The organism is Methanospirillum hungatei JF-1 (assembly GCF_000013445.1).
Lineage (GTDB): Archaea > Halobacteriota > Methanomicrobia > Methanomicrobiales > Methanospirillaceae > Methanospirillum > Methanospirillum hungatei.
Genome location: NC_007796.1, coordinates 2,306,606 through 2,323,539, shown reverse-complemented (window position 1 = coordinate 2,323,539; position 16,934 = coordinate 2,306,606). Strand labels below are relative to the sequence as shown.

Here is a 16,934-nt window from a genome sequence, read left to right as displayed (position 1 = left end):
CCGTGAAACGAGCAAACAATTATGAAAAAGCCAATTTCGCTGAAAATATAAAAAAATCGCCGAATATATGACGATTTCATCTATTTGGATTGTGCATGGTGCTGCTATTTGACAATGAGGTCCTTGAGATCAGAATAAATATCTTTCTTGCAATGTTTTACGAAATCACCATTGATTATCTCTCAGACTGAAAAAGTTTCATCCCTGCTCACATCCCAAATACTGCTACCATTCTCCCCTGATGCTCAATTGTTACTGTAAAGATCTTCTCATCCCAACTCTTGTTTTTATCCCGGTCAAAGATAAGCAGATACACCTCTTCTGCCCCGCATCGATCAGCATATTTTGTCACCTGAACAAGCCCTTTACTGATGGTCACCTCCCGTGAGCCGTACACCATCTTGCATTCTATCACAAACCGCTGATACGTTCCGTCAGGAAGGTGCCAGAGGATAAAGAGATCGGTTCTTCCCCGTCCGAGACCATATTCCCGTATTATCTGTCCGCCTCCGTTGATTATCCGCTGTAAAAATGCCTGGAGGAGGAGCTGGGGAGCTGCCTCTTTATACTGGGCGATATCGGTCCAGCTTTCGGAGTGTTCACGAAAGAATTGTTGGAATGATAGAAGGAGATCATTCACCCGGATTCTTCCGTCTTCACCGATATACCAGACAGATTTCAGGGCCATACCTGACTGTGCAGTATAACTGAGTTCTCGGGGAATAATCTCCTGGTATATCGGATTTGCAATCGCAAGAGCTCCACCTTGTTCCTGGATAATGAGACCAAGATCGACGAGATACGAGATATCGTCCGGTCTGAAGTTCTTTTCAAACATCTCTCCGGTGAGTATTGGTTCGATAACTCTCCTGACTCGCTCTTCCTGAAGTTTATCCACCAGCTGGTCAAGATGCGTCTCCCTTCTCTGGATAAGCCGCTCTTTTGCCTCTATGACAAGAGACTCTGATATCGGATTGGAACGGTTCCTTCCCTCTTCTATTTTGAAACAGACCTCATATGCAAGGGCATTGACAAGCCAGGGCTGGCCACGTGTCAGATTCCAGACAGCGGCAAGAGCTCCTTCTTCAAAAACCTGTCCTGTCTCTTTCGTGTGTTCAAGGAGAAGGATCCCAGTCTCTTCTTCGGTAAAATTTCCGAGCCATAAGGATTCTGCCTTGATGTTAAATGCACTTCCACCGGTGATAATCGCCTTGTCTTTATCCGAATGAATCCGGTAGTCACGGACATCACGGACTCCACAGAGGATGATTGAGGAAGGGAAATGTGCAGGTCGTTCAGAATACCCTGATCGAAGTTGACGGAGAACAGAGATCAGGGTATCTCCCACAAGGGCATCAATCTCATCTATACAGAGGGCTACTGGAAGAGATACACTCCTACATACATCAGATAGGACCATTTTAAATGCTGCATCAGGACCATAAACCTCAATATAATGATTTATCTTATCCCGAAGTGATGAATCCGGAATAGTCAGGTCTGCCTGAAAGGCAAATTCGCTTATTATTGCTTTAATACCTCTCGAAACATCACTTCTGGCGGTCTGGGCGGTTTCTACATTCATATAGAGTGCAGCATACCTGCCTTCACGGTTCAGATAGTCCCGAAGGGCAAGCATACATGAGGTCTTCCCGCTCTGCCGGGGTGCATGCAAGACAAAGTACTTCTCCTGACTGATGAGCGTGAGTATTTCAGGCAGATCAAACCGGGTAAGAGGGGGGAGACAGTAATGTTTCTCACAGTTCACCGGTCCGGCGGTATTGAAGAACCTCATCGTATATATCTATAGGTCCTGATGACAGAAAACTCCTCCCCGTGATTCAGAGCGTAGTAGCCAGAAAAATTAAATTTAAACAATATTTCAAGAATTTGCGTATAATTTGAAAGTATTATCAGTTTAAAGGCACGTATCCTCCCTTTTTATGAGCAGAAAATCTCACCTCCAGGCTCTGGCGACATGTATGCCAGTGGGTTCGTAGTATTTGGGAGATTTCTAAAAATTGTTATCAAAAGACAGAATAGGAGAATATTTTGTTCTGAAAACAATAGAAATAGAATGAAATCAGTAACCTCCTACCGTACCGGCATCAGAAGGAGGAGAGGAGAACTGTGGATTGAATTGCGAATACTCTGCTCAGCCACCCAACAGTTCGTTGTCCATGAGATGAAAATTCAGATCCCACGTGCTTTTCCTGTTCCTCGCAATAATCAACAATAGTAACCAATATACCCAACACATTTATAGATACAATTTGATTCGTAATAGCACCCTACACGAATATTTGAGGGCGTTTGAGCGGGAACCTCCATATAAACACCTATGGATTTGTGCGTTTCTGTGCTGATCTTTTCTATGGCAATGGCATCATGTGCATATCCTTTCAGCATCTCTCCTTCATAAAATTCGAGGGGATTTATCTGCAATGTCAGGTCTTTGTTATCATCAGATAGGGAAAGATTTGAGATCTGGATAAGAGAGACAGAATCACCGTCTGTTCCGGAAAAGACAAGTGCTGCATTCAATGGGAACTGAAAGATGGTAATATCACTGATTGGGAGTAACCGATCTCCTTTTTCAAATTCTAAACAAATATACGGAACAACATCCTGAATCGTAACCAGCATCAATCCATCTGCATCTTCGGTCATGGACGATTCTCCACCCTGAATATAGACTGAATAGCCAGGTGCCTCATCAGCAATACAGAATCCTGCCAGTGATACCAGTAGAAATAAGCAGAATAATCCTCTCATCAGACCATGGTCCATACAACTGATATTATCATGTGAACATAAGAATTGATTTGTCCGGGATGAGAAGAGAAAAAAGAGGTTTCGGTACTCGTTGATATACTATCCTCCGTAACTACCAGTACATCCACCGATACCAATGATGAGGATGGTGAAAAAACCATCATGGACAAAATATTCTGGATGTATTCAGGAGAAAGGGAATCGGAACAGGGAAAGAAGGGAGAACATATATCATCTGTCCAGGTATTCCTGTCGAGATTGAGAGAATATCAGGAAACAATAATCGTGCATAATGAGAGTGAACATACGGCCCAAATCCGAGCCGGACTTCCCTTTTCGATCAAGAAATTATTCGATGGATTACTCCATCAGATATCTCAATTTCAGTCTCTCCCATTCAGGTGAGAGCATCAGGAGATCTATTCCCGTGTTCATGGTTTCGAGAAGATCGGAATTGCCATTTTTCACTGCAACGCCATAGTGATCATCTGTCTCAATCTCGCCGATCACATGGCAGTCACAACTATCCAGATTGGCCTTTATTAAAGAACTTGCACCAATTATCGCGTCGAGCCGACCGGCCTGCAACTCATCGAATGCTTCATTCATTCCCTCGTACCTGACAAGTGACCTAGGTGCCATCTTCCCCTTTCCGATGAGATTCAATTCCACCCAGCTAACTCCCCGGGTATTGTTCTGAGCACCGACCCGAAGTAATCCTGAGTAAAAGTCATCAATCTTTACGGAGCTCTGATTGTTTACCGCTACAGACTGGTTGACTTGCCAGTACGGAACCGTAAAATCACAGATCTCCTTTCGCTCATTGGTTATAGCAAACCCTGAATAGATCAGATCTATCTCTCCGGTTTCAAGAGCAGTGAGAATATCATCCCATGGGACCGGGGTTATCTGTACCTTAAAATTCATGGTATCCGCAATCCATTGAACTGAATCGACATCAAACCCGACAGGTGTTCCATTTGCATCCAGATAGGTAAACGGGGGATAGTATGCATCTATCCCAACGATATACACAGGTTTTTCGGTCCCGGAAATATTTCCGGCTGCTCCACAACAGCTCGTTATCAGGAAACCTGCAAAAAGCAGGAGAAGGAGATAATTCACGGGTGAACTCATATGGTTTATCTGTTATCTGGATATTGATGGTTGCTGATGAGAAAATAATCAAATAATGAACGAATAGAAAAGACCGAATATCATGTTATTTACAACATACCTGCATTTATCAGTGGTTTATATTGATAGAGAATTTTTTATAAAAAAGCATAAGAATAATGAAGATACCATATTCTTTCACTGAGATCACCTTTATGAGAAAAATACTAAGCAAAGTAATCTGCCTCCTGGTCTGCCTGGTCGGTCTCTCCTTTTTATTTGGTCTGGCAGATGATATTAAATATTTCACGAATGCTACCGGAATTCCGAATTTTCTGCCTGATCCTCCATACGTGAATGGAAGTATCCTTGTGCAGGCAAATACAAATCCAGACGGATCAGTCAATTCCCTTTCAGATATTCATGCAGCAATAGGAGCGACGATTAAACGCGATTATGGGACCATCGGCATATCCGGATTATCCCTGGTCACTCTTCCGGACACTATTTCGGTTCCTGATGCAGTCCGGTATTATTCCGAATGCCCGGGTGTAGCCTATGCAGAACCAGATTATTATGTCAGTGCCCACACAACTCCGGATGATCCAGAGTTCTGGAGACAATGGGGGCTTTCCAATACCGGAACTCCTTTTAAGGAAAATACCAGCCCGGGGATTTCCGGTGCAGATATTAGTGCCCTTTCCGGATGGAATGAAACCACCGGAACGAATGGGATTATCATTGCCGTTCTTGATACCGGAGCAGATATTGGTCACCCTGACCTTGCCGGAAATATCTGGAGCATGTCTCAATCAGGGCTGGTGCTGCATGGATTAAACGCTCTGGAGGAAATAGCGGTTGAACCCTGGGATGATGATGGTCATGGAACCCATTGTGCCGGGGTTATTGGTATGATTGGGAATAATAACCTTGGAGGGGCAGGAGTAGCCTGGAATGCTACTATCATGCCGATTAAAGTCCTTGATTACAAAGGCCATGGCCGACTATCAGATCTGGCATTTGGCATGGCGTATGCCACGCTCTATAATGCCTCGATCATCAGTTGCTCGTTTGGAACACCGTACAGCCGGACAATGGAGGATATTATCCGAAAGTCTCCTGCACTATTTGTCTGCTCAGCAGGAAATTATGGAGGGGATCTGAATATGTTTCCCCAGTATCCGGCATGTTATAACTTCAGTAATGTGATAGCGGTCGCTGCCACTGATCCACAGGATGAACTATCGTGGTTTTCGAATTTTGGCAATCGGACGGTCCATGTTGGAGCTCCGGGTACTGATATATACAGTACCATTCCATCCGGATATTCCTATACTTCGTTCTTTGAAGACCCCACATTTGCAAAGGAGAATTTTACGCTTACCGGGAACTGGACCCGCATTCCTGGAACCATGCCAGGAGAGCCCGTGTCATTACAGGCAGTTCTCTCAGATTATCCTGACATTTCTACATTTGTCATCGAGATGAATACCTCTGTTGATATCCCTTCTGAAGAAAATAAAATCCCTCATCTGATCTGGGAGGTAAAAGGTGATTTTTTTGGGTATCAGATAATTGAATACTCAAATGATATTGTAAATTGGACATCCTTGTGGGATTTTGATACAGAATTTCACGAAGATCACTGGAGACAACTCTTCATCCCGCTTAATTCTGTCTATACCGAATCAGGATTCAGGACCAGATATACCTATATCCTGTTTAAGAGAGATGTTACATCAGACTTTTCTATCAGAAATATAAGGATCGGATACCGGGGTGAAGCAATAAAGCCTGAATATCAGTACATGAGTGGTACATCAATGGCAGCTCCCATGGTATCCGGAATGGCCGGTCTTATCAAAGGGAAAAAACCTGATCTTACGGCAGAAGGAGTAAAACAGGTGATCATGGATACCGCTGACCCACTCCCGTCACTGCAGGATAAAACCATCACCGGTGCTCGGGTAAACCTCTCTGCAGCCCTGAAGTCTCTGAAGAAGTCCGATGGAATCCCACTTTATCCGGGATGGAATCATGTATCCATCCCCAGGCGACTCAACCCAGGATATGATACTGCACAAATATTTGCCGGGGTGAACTCATCCGGCCATTCAGTCCTTGTATATGTGAATAATACCACCGGATACAGAACGCTCTCAATGAATGATCCGGTGGTTCCCCTCCAGGGATACTGGATCTATTCAACCAATACCATAACTGTCCCGGTCAGGTTTACAGACCAGATTATTCCTTTTTCCCGGGAGATTCCGGTAGGATGGTCATCGATTGGAGGCTGGATGGAGAAGGATCTTTCAGCGAAAGAGACATTCCACACCCTGATGAATGCCTGGTCATATGCCACCGGGTATGACGCAGTCGTGCAGCAGTACGAAGAACCGATAATCAGGGGAGGAACCGGTCACCAGAGCGATGAACGGCCAATACGACCATACCACGGGTACTGGCTGTACTGCTCACAGAACGGGACATATCAGGCAGGGTTTGGATAACGGGCAGAGATGAACTTAAGTGAGGCTGAATTAATCTCCGAGTCATCTCTGCTCTTTCTTTTCTCTTCGAAACGGACAGTACTGATTGCCACATCCAGGGCAAAGGACCAGATAACTGCTCATTGCCGCAATGATGATACAGATCCAGAAGAGCACAAACAGATAGAGTGATCTGATCAGAACAAGCTGGGGTATGAGAATTATTATCGCAAAGAGAATCCCGGTCAGGATAATTTTCCCGGAAGAATATGGTCCGGGTAGCTGGTTCCAGAACTGTGCCACATAACCGGGAAGAATATGAACACATGTCCCCTTCATCGGACAGGATGCACAAAAGACTCTGACAATAAGCATTCCTGCAAAAAGACAGACGAGGAGATATCCTGCGGCCAGATAATAAGATACCTGTGAGAATGAAAATATTCCAACCAGGAAGGCGATGGTTCCAAAAATGAGGCCCAGAGTTCCGGGGATCTTCCGGTTCATATTCAGTATTGGTTAGAATAGGCATTATTTTTTGTCAAAATAATAACTGAAACAGGGCTTTTTCAGATAACCATTATCCGATCTCCTCTTTCCGGCAAAAGACAACATGTTACTCTCACGTGAGTTACTCCAGAATAACATACTTTAAAGTAACATCTTTCGGATACGTCGTGACAAGCACTATCTGGCCATTGCAAAAACATTCACCAGAGAGTCTGGGATGATATCTGACAAGATCCATATCTGGAATACTGCCACTCTGAAAAAAAGCATCAAAAATGCAGGTCATAAATTCATAAAAAAAGAGGTCGATTCAATGACCCTCCCATATTCACCAAATGGTCAGATGAATTTATTCACTTTTCTTGTAGACCTCATCAGGATCAAACATCCGCTCTCCAGAGACGGTCCCGTCAAGCCTTCGGTAAAAACATGACCGGTATCCGGTATGACACGCTGCGGTGAGTTGATCCACCAGGTAGATGACCGCATCCTCATCACAATCAACCAGAATCTCATGAACCTTCTGGAGATGACCGGATTCCTCTCCTTTCTTCCAGAGTTTATTCCTGCTCCTGCTGTAATAGTGTGCATATCCGGTTGACCGGGTCAGGTCCACAGCCTCTTTATTGGCATATGCAAGCATCAGTACATCTTTAGTTGTTTTGTCCTGCGCAATAACCGGAACCAATCCCTTTTCGTCAAATTTTATCGTAATCATTGTATGGTTTCCATCTCTCTGGTACATGAATAAGAAGTATACTCGTACAGTTTGATCAGATGAGGTTTAAATCTGTTCATTTTTTAATAAAGGCAAAAAATGTCATCTTATATATCAGACTATTGGCGGATTACATCCAATATATCCTCTCACAATTCATTTCAAGTTCAAAAATAGCCAGAAAGCTACAAAAACCTTCATGGGAAGAATATCAAAGAGGTCCAAACTTCAATGGCGACATTGTTTCACTTCTATTGACCAGCATCATCTCTTCCTCCTCGAGCATTTTTCCATATGCGAGAATTGCCTGTCGTATGACCTCGGTTTGATTCCTCGCATACCCTTTATCGATAATCCTCCTGATGGCCTCTTCATATGGTCTCCCGATTAATGTTCATAGAAACACCTCTTTAATGCTAATCTAGTATGTATTCAGTAACATATTCAGGAACATAATAAGTATGCATCGTAAGTATGCATTGACTAAAGATCCCTCTTCACCCGAACATTCTTATAACTCAATATTTATCGTGGATTAACGATATTTCTAGAGAAGAGGAACAACAGGGACAAGCGGACAACCGAAAATTCTCTGTGGAACATTATATTCGATAATGATTCAGCATTTTCTTCAGGGATAGATAGAACACAGATGCAAACCGTCAGGGTTTAATTCATATCGCTCCTTCTATTGTTCTATGATTAACATTGCACTCCCAAAAGGGAGCCTTGAAGAACAGACCCTTCAGCTTTTTAAAGAAGCCGACCTTGAGGTCAGGAGAACTGACCGTGATTATAATCCTCAAATCAATGATGCACGGATAGGAAAGGTCAAAATATTGCGACCCCAGGAGATACCGACCTATATCGAGATGGGATATTTTGATATGGGAATATCAGGCCTTGACTGGATCCATGAATCAGGAGCACAGGTAAAAGAGGTGGCACAACTCAACTATAGCAAAACAGGACCGGGTATTGTCAAAATTGTCGTCGCCGTCCACCAGAGTGAGCCTATCTCAACCGTGAGTGAAATTCGCCCTGATAGCCGGATAACTACCGAATATCCTAAATTGACCAAGGAATTCTTCGAAAAGTTAAACATACCGGTCCGTCTCTTCCCGTCCTATGGTGCCAGTGAAGCAAAGGTTCCTGACCTTATGGATGTGGTTGTTGACCTGACTGAAACCGGAACGACCCTTCGGAAGAACGGTCTGAAGATCATCGGGCAGATCATGGAATCATATACGACCATCATTGCAAATATCGCAAGTTTTGAGGATCCGGTCAAAAGAAAGGAGATTGAAGAGATAGTAACCCTCCTTATGGGCGTTATCGATGCCAGGAATAAAGTGCTCATCTCGATGAATGTCCCGGCAGCATCACTTGATTCAATCGTTGCAAACCTTCCGGCATTAAAGAAGCCAACCGTTGCAAAGCTCCATGGTATCGATTATTTCAGCCTTGAGACTGTGGTTCTGAAGAGTAAGGTAAATACTCTGATACCAGAATTGAAGGCTGCCGGGGCTGAAGATATCCTGGAGATACCGATCACCAAGATTGTACGATAACATCAGGAATCTCTCATCATTTTACCAACACTTTTAACCGGTTCTCTGATAATGCAGATATATGAAGATCAGGGGAGCATGGCATTTTGGTATTCAGTGGGCAACCCTTCGGTACCTCGTGGTATGTCTGGTGGCCCTTTCCGGCATGCTTTTTGGCTCACTGATTCTGCATGATGCGGAAGTAGCTCTCATTCTGGCAGGTACCGGATATATTGGTACACGGATTCTGGTATTTGTATTGTACCGGGAATAATCATTATTCTTTGATCGTTCCGGGCGGTGCATACCGGGATATCAGCTCTTTTACCTGGTTGAAATTTTCTCTCGTGCACGCCAGCATGATAGGAGAGATCAGAATTTTTCTATACACAACGATGGTCCGCTCCCGGTTCTGGTACGTTATGGACCTGATCTCATCCCAGGGAATTGTATCCATCTCACGGGAGATGTTTATCATGCTGCCTCCAAGGCCGCTGAGTGATCCGCCGGCAACAGATCCGATGGCAGTAAGCCTGTTGATCTTTTTGATAGTCTCCCCTGCAGCATAGCCAATTCCTTCAGGGGTCACGGCGAAGACTGCATCAGGCCCCCCTTTCGTTGCCTTCTGGTATATTCCGGCGATGAACAGGGACAGTCCGAATAAGAAGACCCAGATGACAAACAGGATGGGTGCGACAGAGAGTGCAGCTCCGGGATGGGCGAACAGGATGATGACAAACACCACAAGAAACCCTCCACCCAGAGCCATACCCAGTTGTCTGACAACAACCGAACTGGTAATCACCGGTATCTGGGCGGTCCAGACCATCGAGTCCGATGATGATTGTTCTGAAATTGATACCGGTTTTCCACATTCCTGGCAGAATGCACTGTCAGGAGGGAGATCTGATCCACAATGAGGACATTTGTTCATATTATCACCTGTGTTCTGATGATATCCGTTCATATCTTTGTTCCACAATGTCTGCAGAATTTTGCTCCTGGTTTCAGGTCTTTCCCACATGAGGGGCAGTGTGTCACGGATCCCTCCATGCCGTGGCGGGCAAAGGACCCTGTTGGTTCTCCACAATGCCTGCAATACTTCTCAGTTGGGGAGAGTGGCGCTTTACAGGAAGTACAGACAGGGAGATTTGGATCTATCCCGTTGGTCTGAACCGGGGATGAAGGTTTTTTGACAGGAATCCGGGCCCCGCACGTTTTACAGAATTTCGCACCAGGATTTACCGGTTGTTTACAGGAGGGGCAGAGAAGGTTCGCTCCTGATTTTAGGGGTTTTTCAACCGGAACAAAGGTTTCAGGGAGATTATTAAATCGATCAGGCTCACTTTTTCCGGACAGAGGGGTGTCAGAAAGAACGTCTGTAATCTTCTGGCTTACCACCTGCTTAACTCTCTCTTCTGCCGTTTCCATTCCCTGTTCCACGATCTTCTCACCTGCAGCAGGAAGGATGTCTCCGACAACAACCTGCCATTCAGCCGGGGGACGGATGATTACCTGCGATATCTCCTGGGCAGCCGTTCCAATCTGTGCAGCCTTTGTCACCGTTGATTCTATTTTAGAAGCGGTGGATGCGACGGTATCAAGGATCTCAGTCGCCTTTTGGAAGGAATCACCGGTGCTTTTGCCAACATCCGGACCAACACCGTGTGATCCAGTCTGGAGTGGAGTACCACAGGATCTGCAGAACTTCGCTCCTTGTGAATTATCCTGACCGCATGCCGGACATTTTTTTGTAGTCATAGAGTACCTCTACTCATCGGGAAGAGTCTTCAGATATTCGTGTAACTGCTGTCTCTGACCTGCTGACATATGTTTCTGACCTGATTCAAGGATTCCTGACATCTTCTGAATGATGCTCCGTGGGGATTCGCCCATATGGGCAAGGGCTGCCTCGGCATCTGCAGGAGTAAATCCATCTTTTCCAACCCGGTTCATGATCTCAACACCGGCACGGACATTCTCCGGGATTCGTGCAATGGGAGGATCCGGATACCCGGCTAGTTCGTTGTATTTATTTACAACCGGTTCAATCTGGTTTTTAAACTGTTTGGTCAGTTGTCGCATTCCTTCCTCCTTGTACGCCCCGGCAGCTTTAGGATCTCCAGATTTCATTGCCCTTTCGGCCCGGTCATACCACTCATACACCTTCGTCTCCATGGTACGGGTTGTTGCTTCAAGATCCTTGTAGGGTTTTCCTTTCATGTCTCCCCGTGTTGCCGGGCCAATATCCTCCTTTCCTCCTCCATATGCATCGGTATGGAACCGGTCGGTAACGGTCTGATCCATATGTTCGGCATATTCATTGCATTTTGCCTGATCGATGACCGGTTTCCCGTCAGGCCCCGTGATGACTCTTCCGCTTGCATCAGTCTTATACGGGTACTCTCCATGTCGCTCTCGGTAAAATTCCTGGTTGTAGATATCCCGTGAGCCGGTTCCCTCCTGTTCTACAAGTTTTCCGTTCTCCGTCCGTGTATTTCCCTTCACATCCCTGACCGGTTCATTCGTGCTTTTGACATCCTCCATCTCCGGTTTACCGGTCCTGGGATCGATGACAGGATCATACACCGGCTGGCCTGTCTTCATGTCTATGACTGCCTTTCCGGTATGGGGATCTATCCTCATCTGCTGCTTTGGCTTTCGGTAGGTGACATCACGGTCAAAGGTGGATTTCGTGCTCTCCTGGTCTGGAGTTCTGGGTGTCGCATCTTTCACATTGGTGATCTTTGCAATCTCAATATCATCCGGACCATATGGTCTCTCACCTGGTTTCAGGTTCTGATTCAGCTGGTCTGCGATTCGTTGCTTAACCCTCCGGTCCACATTGTCATAGGTCTGTTTCCAGTGTTCATTGAAGTCTCGTCGGAGCGGACTTTCTTCACCGGGTTTTCTGGTTTTACCATCAAGTATGTGGGGTTCATCATTGAGAACATGCATGGCATGCTTGTCCTTTTGCACCTTCTCACAGACCTCGGAGAACCGTTTTTTCGCAGCAGGATCATCCGGATTCTTCTGAAGATTCTCCCAGGCATCTTTGAGCTCATTGACCTTGTTCCGGCCTTCCTTCCTCCCTTCTTCGAACTTCATCTTCTCCCGTGCATCCACTTCCTTTTGAGAGTCGGCGATGTTCTTATCTGCCAGGGATTCAGCCTTTGCCTTCTCCATAGCCAGTCGTGCGTTATCACGTCTTTTCGCTGCTTCTTTCGCTTCTTTGGATGATTTGTCCTTTATGGCATCATATTCAGATTTCAGCCGATCATATTCAGAGGTTGCTTCCTTTAACTTTTCATCTGCTGTCTTTTTCCCTTCTTTTGCCTGTCTCTCATCGGGTTTCTTCTTATCCTCCTTATCCTTCCCTTCCGGACTTTCCTTCTCTTTTCCGGTTTCCTCTTTTTGCTTCACTTCATCCGGCTTCGTTTTGCCCTCTTCCTTTGCTTTTTCATCTCCTGGTTTTCCCTCCGGTACGGGTTTTTTCTGAGTCAGATCTGGCTTCTTCTTTCCGCCTGTCTCTTCTTTCCCGCCTCTTATGATACCCGATACCTGCTTTGTTCCATGATCTTTTACAGTACTATTCAGCCAGTCTGCAATGACCTCATCCCTCAGTTGTCGTGCGGTCTCCTTTGCAGCTCCCACAACGGTATTGTTCGGGGGGTCTCCATAAATGAGGGTTTTCAGGAAGTGATAGCCGGCAAACAGCCCCCATGCAAGCCATCTCCGCTCACCGGTGAGTTTTGCCAGTTGATCCGGATCGATAAGTTTTCCTTCGGTTATGCCCTTGATATCATCGAAACTGATAAAAGACTCCGGAGGTGTTCCCATCTGGTAGGCCTCAAGAGCACCCAGGATCTTCCCCTTTACATGATTAATGGCGATCGCCCCAAAGGGTCCGACCACCGTTCCAAGGGCAGCATTGAAGGCGAGATCTCCGGCCCACTTTACCCATTCCAGGGCCTCGATGATCTGATCATACCGGTTTGCTGCATCCAGGTAATCCTGTGCCTCCTCAAGACAGAGCCGGTACGCCCGGTTATAGATCATCCATCTGAGCTGAACAAGCCCCTCAACGCCGAGGACCTGTTTACGTTTGGAAAGGAGTGTATGAAGTTCTGGTCTGGCCTGCTCTGGTGCCATGGTGTTGATGATGCGTTCACACCGGCGGACTTCAATCTCCCAGCTGGCACTCCCCGGATTGACATTATCAGTCTCAAGGGCAAGAATGAAGTCACAATACCCGGTCTCTTCAGAACCGGCATGGTTTTGGACCGTTGCACGGCATCTGACCGGAATCGGGGTTCCGTCAAAGGGTATCGGACGAATCATCGAGACTGAATAGACCGCTGATGGAGTATTGAGTTGCCTCACTCCTGAGGACACAAAGGTAAGACCAGATCCTTTGGCTGCATTATAGGGTTTTGTCTTTTCATCCTCCATGGTGGTAAAATCCAGAGGGCTTGGGTCGGTGATGGCAGAAGTATGAGAAATTATCTGATTATCTTCAGTGAGGACCAGGTAGTAAAAATCCAGAAGAGCGGAAGAATCCATCTGTGAATTCGGCACCGGGACATGATACATTCCGGTATCCTTCCGTCTGGCGATGGTATCTATGAAAAGGCCCTCTTTTGAGATAATGACGGCTATATGGCATTCCAGAGGGAAGGAGAGTTCTCCTGACCGGGGCGATGCGGTGACGATGACAGTCTCTGAATCATACAGGCTCTCTGACCGCTCATCAGGGGAGTCCTGCTCTGTCATGGCTATCTCTGCATGGGTATCATCCAGACCGGTAATGGTTGCATTGACACGTTTGAGCGTTTTTTCAGGATCAATTGCAAACACCCATGATTCAGATCCGCCATGGTCAATACGGACCTGAACTCTCACAGTCTCTTTAATTCCTTTCACCAACGTGACCTGATAGGTATCTGCCTCGATTGTTGGCCTTTTCAGGAGCAGCACCGGGACAGAGACGGGCCCTGAACGGGTATTCCCTGAAGTTGCGGTGATAATGATATCTTCTGATGCCGGAGGATCACCGGTGTACTCAGGGTCCGGAGGAGTGGCCTTTAGAGCAACCGCAGTCCATCCGTCACCATAATCAACGGGGGTGCTGGGTTCATCAAGCCATCCATCCGGTTGTGCCCGTTCAAAGGTCCAGATCGGTGCTTCAGGGGCGTCTGTGCTGAACCTGACCAGGAGGATTGCACGATCAGGTATGAGAAAGGGAGAGATGGCATTTTTGTCACTTTCGAATCGTGTCTCGATTGATCGGGATGCAGGGGCGTTGAAATGCACCGTAATCGTCTGTGGGGGTACGGCGTCCTCATGAACCGAAGCGTTGAGGGAGAACTCGATCTCTTGCAGATTGGTCGGACGGGTCTGTGTTATGGCTGCATTCAGGACACCCCTGGCTGTTATGGGAGAGACTGATAAAAATTCTGATATGCCTGACGGAAGATCCAGATGTAATTCGCTATCTGGTACCTGTCGGAGCGTTCCTGATTCATCCTGCGAAAAGACTTCGGCATGAAGATGAGCAGGATCTTTTACGGTTACGAAAAGGGACCGTGAGGGTTTAATATTGAGGATATAGGATAGAGAGGGGGCAAAGGTGAGAGAAACCTCCTCTGCCAGTAAAAGACCGGCAACCGACGAACGAACGGTAACAATTACCCCAGATTTTTGCATCACATCAGGTGGAGCATTACCGGTAATGAATCGCTTCTTATATTGCCCTTCGATTATCTCCGGACCTTCAGTGATAGCAGTTCTCCCATCGGTCACCGATATTGAAATACACTCGGTAATCCCTGCTATCTCCTCTTCGGTGAATGTAAAGGGGAGATTGACTGTCGCTTGTACCACTGCAACAGGATGACCGGATTCATCATTCCCGGCATAGTAAACGTCTGTTATGAGCTCTGGATGCGGGATATCAGGAATGGTGAGATCAATCTGATCGATGACCGGTGCTCCACCAATTGGGACCGGTATCCCCATACCTGGAACAGAACCTTCGGGGGTGAGGGTGCTCTGGATGGGAATGGATCTTTTTGTAAGAATCAGGCCCTGATACTCGGATAACCTGAGTGGCCTTTTCAGCGATGCATCAATCTGAAAGGTTGTGTTATCCAGGATGTACCGGGTTTTGAGGTCAACGAGTCCTTCCCATCCTGAACCTGGAGTCAGAGAGGCGGATGCATGATTGAGTTTCACCCGCTTGTTATCAGCAAGGTAAAACCAGATCTTCATACTGACCGGGCCAAGTGTTCTGGTGTCGGGATGATATGGGATTGGTTTTGAAAATTTCATCCCTTTTCACCACCCTACTCAAATCCGACCTGTAATGACTGCTCTATGGTGACATGCACCGTAGCTTTCTGTGTCATCCCTCCGGCTGATGCTGATATGGTCAGTTCAGCAGATGTAACCGGTACAGGTTTTGAAAGAGAGACTGTGACCTGAAGGGTTCCCATGCCGGAGGATGGCCGGATTGTAAGTCCGGGTATTGAAGGACCTGATACCTGAATAGGGGCTCCTGGTTGCTTTATATACTCGCCGGTTTCGAGTAGTTTCCAGACGGTGACGGAAAATGAGTCTGGTTTATCTCCTGATACCCGGACCATGTCCTTTGATAACTGGAGAACATACCTGACCGCCTTCTTCTCCTTTTCCTCTTCTTTCTTCAAAGCCGTACCCTTCTGTACCGGTGCAGCAGGTTTATTCCTGGCCTTTAGTACAGCAGCTCCGATTCCCCCTGCAGCAAGCAGTCCGCCTATGAGAATAATAAAAGTCCCGTCCCCATTACCATCAGGGGAAACTGACCCTCCGTCATTACAGGAGCAGGAAAATCGGGAGCAGTCAGTTTCAGCCTGCTGGAAACAGCAATTGGGATAACATCTGCACAAACAGCATTGTGCCCTCATGCACCGTTCATCCTGGGTACAGGTTTTTGTCTTCGCACACTCAAGGCAGGCGGCTGATGCATCTGTCATCACAGAGCCAGGACAAAAATCACTTTGAGCAGATACTGGCACCATTAAACAAAACAAACAGAGGAGAATCAGGAGAGAAGGCCCGTATAGATATCCTTTGGGTATTGTCATGGATCACATTCCCCGGTATGGTTTTGATGCATGATACGATCACCGTTTATGATTTTCAAACCAGATTCCTGCACAGAGAATACCAATTATTGCAGTGGCCGTGCAGAGTGGTATTGCGGGAGTTGTCTGTACCGGGGCACCTTGATTATGGGACTCAACTCCGGCTTTCTCCTCTATCTCAAGTGCACGAGATAGTGCGTCTGATTGTTTCCAGATATCTCCCTGCTGTGCATAGACCAATGAAAGACCATAGTACCCATAGGCAAAGTCCGGATTTATCTCAAGTGATTTATGAAAGGCCTTTATTGCGTTTTCTGACTGATTGAGCCGGTATTCACTCATCCCCAGGTAGTACCAGGCATCAGGGTTGTCTGGTGTCAGTGTGGTGACCTTTGAAAAATACTCTTTGGACTCTGCATACCTGCCCGATTGTGAGAGCATAAGCCCCTGAAGCATAAGACGATCAGCCTCTTTATCGGTCTTGCCGGTCAGGTTGTGATATTCAGACAGGACATACTCCTCAGCCCGGTATTCTGCCTCCAGCTGATCCATGTCAGGGGTGGGAGTCGGAACCCAGCCCGAAGAGCCGGCACATACGAGATAAACACACCATACTACCAGAATGAAATAATGTTTCATACGATCACCA

At 46.4% G+C, this 16,934-nt stretch carries 13 protein-coding genes; 3 read left to right on the top strand and 10 right to left on the bottom strand.

Annotation, left to right across the window (positions count from 1 at the left end):
* Positions 1-208: 208 nt before the first annotated feature.
* From MHUN_RS10670 to MHUN_RS10660, 3 genes are all read right to left on the bottom strand, one after another.
* Positions 209-1,795 carry an AAA-like domain-containing protein gene (locus tag MHUN_RS10670; protein WP_011449024.1) on the bottom strand — a complete coding sequence of 529 codons (1,587 nt, stop codon included), beginning with the start codon at positions 1,793-1,795 and terminating at the stop codon, positions 209-211.
* Between the two features lie 434 nt (positions 1,796-2,229).
* Entirely contained in the window at positions 2,230-2,790 is a 561-nt protein-coding gene (locus tag MHUN_RS10665; RefSeq protein ID WP_011449023.1) for a hypothetical protein, read from the bottom strand.
* Positions 2,791-3,135: 345 nt separating this feature from the next.
* A complete protein-coding gene (locus tag MHUN_RS10660; RefSeq protein WP_011449021.1) occupies positions 3,136-3,912 on the bottom strand; it encodes an ABC transporter substrate-binding protein in 777 nt (258 codons plus the stop codon).
* Positions 3,913-4,106: 194 nt separating this feature from the next.
* Between MHUN_RS10660 and MHUN_RS10655 the strand changes: the two genes are divergently transcribed.
* Entirely contained in the window at positions 4,107-6,404 is a 2,298-nt protein-coding gene (locus MHUN_RS10655) for a S8 family serine peptidase (RefSeq protein ID WP_204222962.1), read from the top strand.
* Positions 6,405-6,446: 42 nt separating this feature from the next.
* Here the strand turns inward: MHUN_RS10655 and MHUN_RS10650 are convergent, their stop codons facing one another.
* Complete coding sequence (locus MHUN_RS10650) at positions 6,447-6,890, bottom strand: hypothetical protein (RefSeq protein WP_011449019.1); 444 nt, start codon at positions 6,888-6,890, stop codon at positions 6,447-6,449.
* A 352-nt stretch (positions 6,891-7,242) separates the two neighbouring features.
* Positions 7,243-7,608, bottom strand: a complete 366-nt coding sequence (gene hisI / locus MHUN_RS10645; RefSeq protein ID WP_204223082.1) for a phosphoribosyl-AMP cyclohydrolase — start codon at positions 7,606-7,608, stop codon at positions 7,243-7,245.
* Positions 7,609-8,309: 701 nt separating this feature from the next.
* Between hisI and hisG the strand changes: the two genes are divergently transcribed.
* Entirely contained in the window at positions 8,310-9,182 is an 873-nt protein-coding gene (hisG, locus tag MHUN_RS10640) for an ATP phosphoribosyltransferase (protein WP_011449017.1), read from the top strand.
* Between the two features lie 61 nt (positions 9,183-9,243).
* Entirely contained in the window at positions 9,244-9,435 is a 192-nt protein-coding gene (locus MHUN_RS10635) for a hypothetical protein (protein ID WP_048067453.1), read from the top strand.
* A gap of 3 nt (positions 9,436-9,438) precedes the next feature.
* Here the strand turns inward: MHUN_RS10635 and MHUN_RS10630 are convergent, their stop codons facing one another.
* The 5 genes from MHUN_RS10630 to MHUN_RS10610 all read right to left on the bottom strand — a co-directional run bounded on the left by MHUN_RS10630 (position 9,439) and on the right by MHUN_RS10610 (position 16,924).
* Positions 9,439-10,095, bottom strand: coding sequence for a zinc ribbon domain-containing protein (locus tag MHUN_RS10630; protein ID WP_011449016.1), 657 nt, complete (start codon positions 10,093-10,095; stop codon positions 9,439-9,441).
* A 29-nt stretch (positions 10,096-10,124) separates the two neighbouring features.
* The gene (locus MHUN_RS19230) at positions 10,125-10,922 is read right to left on the bottom strand and encodes a zinc ribbon domain-containing protein (RefSeq protein WP_011449015.1); all 798 of its coding nucleotides are present in this window, start codon (positions 10,920-10,922) and stop codon (positions 10,125-10,127) included.
* Positions 10,923-10,931: 9 nt separating this feature from the next.
* Positions 10,932-15,491, bottom strand: a complete 4,560-nt coding sequence (locus tag MHUN_RS10620; RefSeq protein ID WP_011449014.1) for a hypothetical protein — start codon at positions 15,489-15,491, stop codon at positions 10,932-10,934.
* Between the two features lie 14 nt (positions 15,492-15,505).
* Complete coding sequence (locus MHUN_RS10615) at positions 15,506-16,174, bottom strand: hypothetical protein (RefSeq protein ID WP_048067451.1); 669 nt, start codon at positions 16,172-16,174, stop codon at positions 15,506-15,508.
* A gap of 150 nt (positions 16,175-16,324) precedes the next feature.
* Positions 16,325-16,924 carry a tetratricopeptide repeat protein gene (locus MHUN_RS10610; RefSeq protein WP_011449012.1) on the bottom strand — a complete coding sequence of 200 codons (600 nt, stop codon included), beginning with the start codon at positions 16,922-16,924 and terminating at the stop codon, positions 16,325-16,327.
* Positions 16,925-16,934 lie beyond the last annotated feature (10 nt).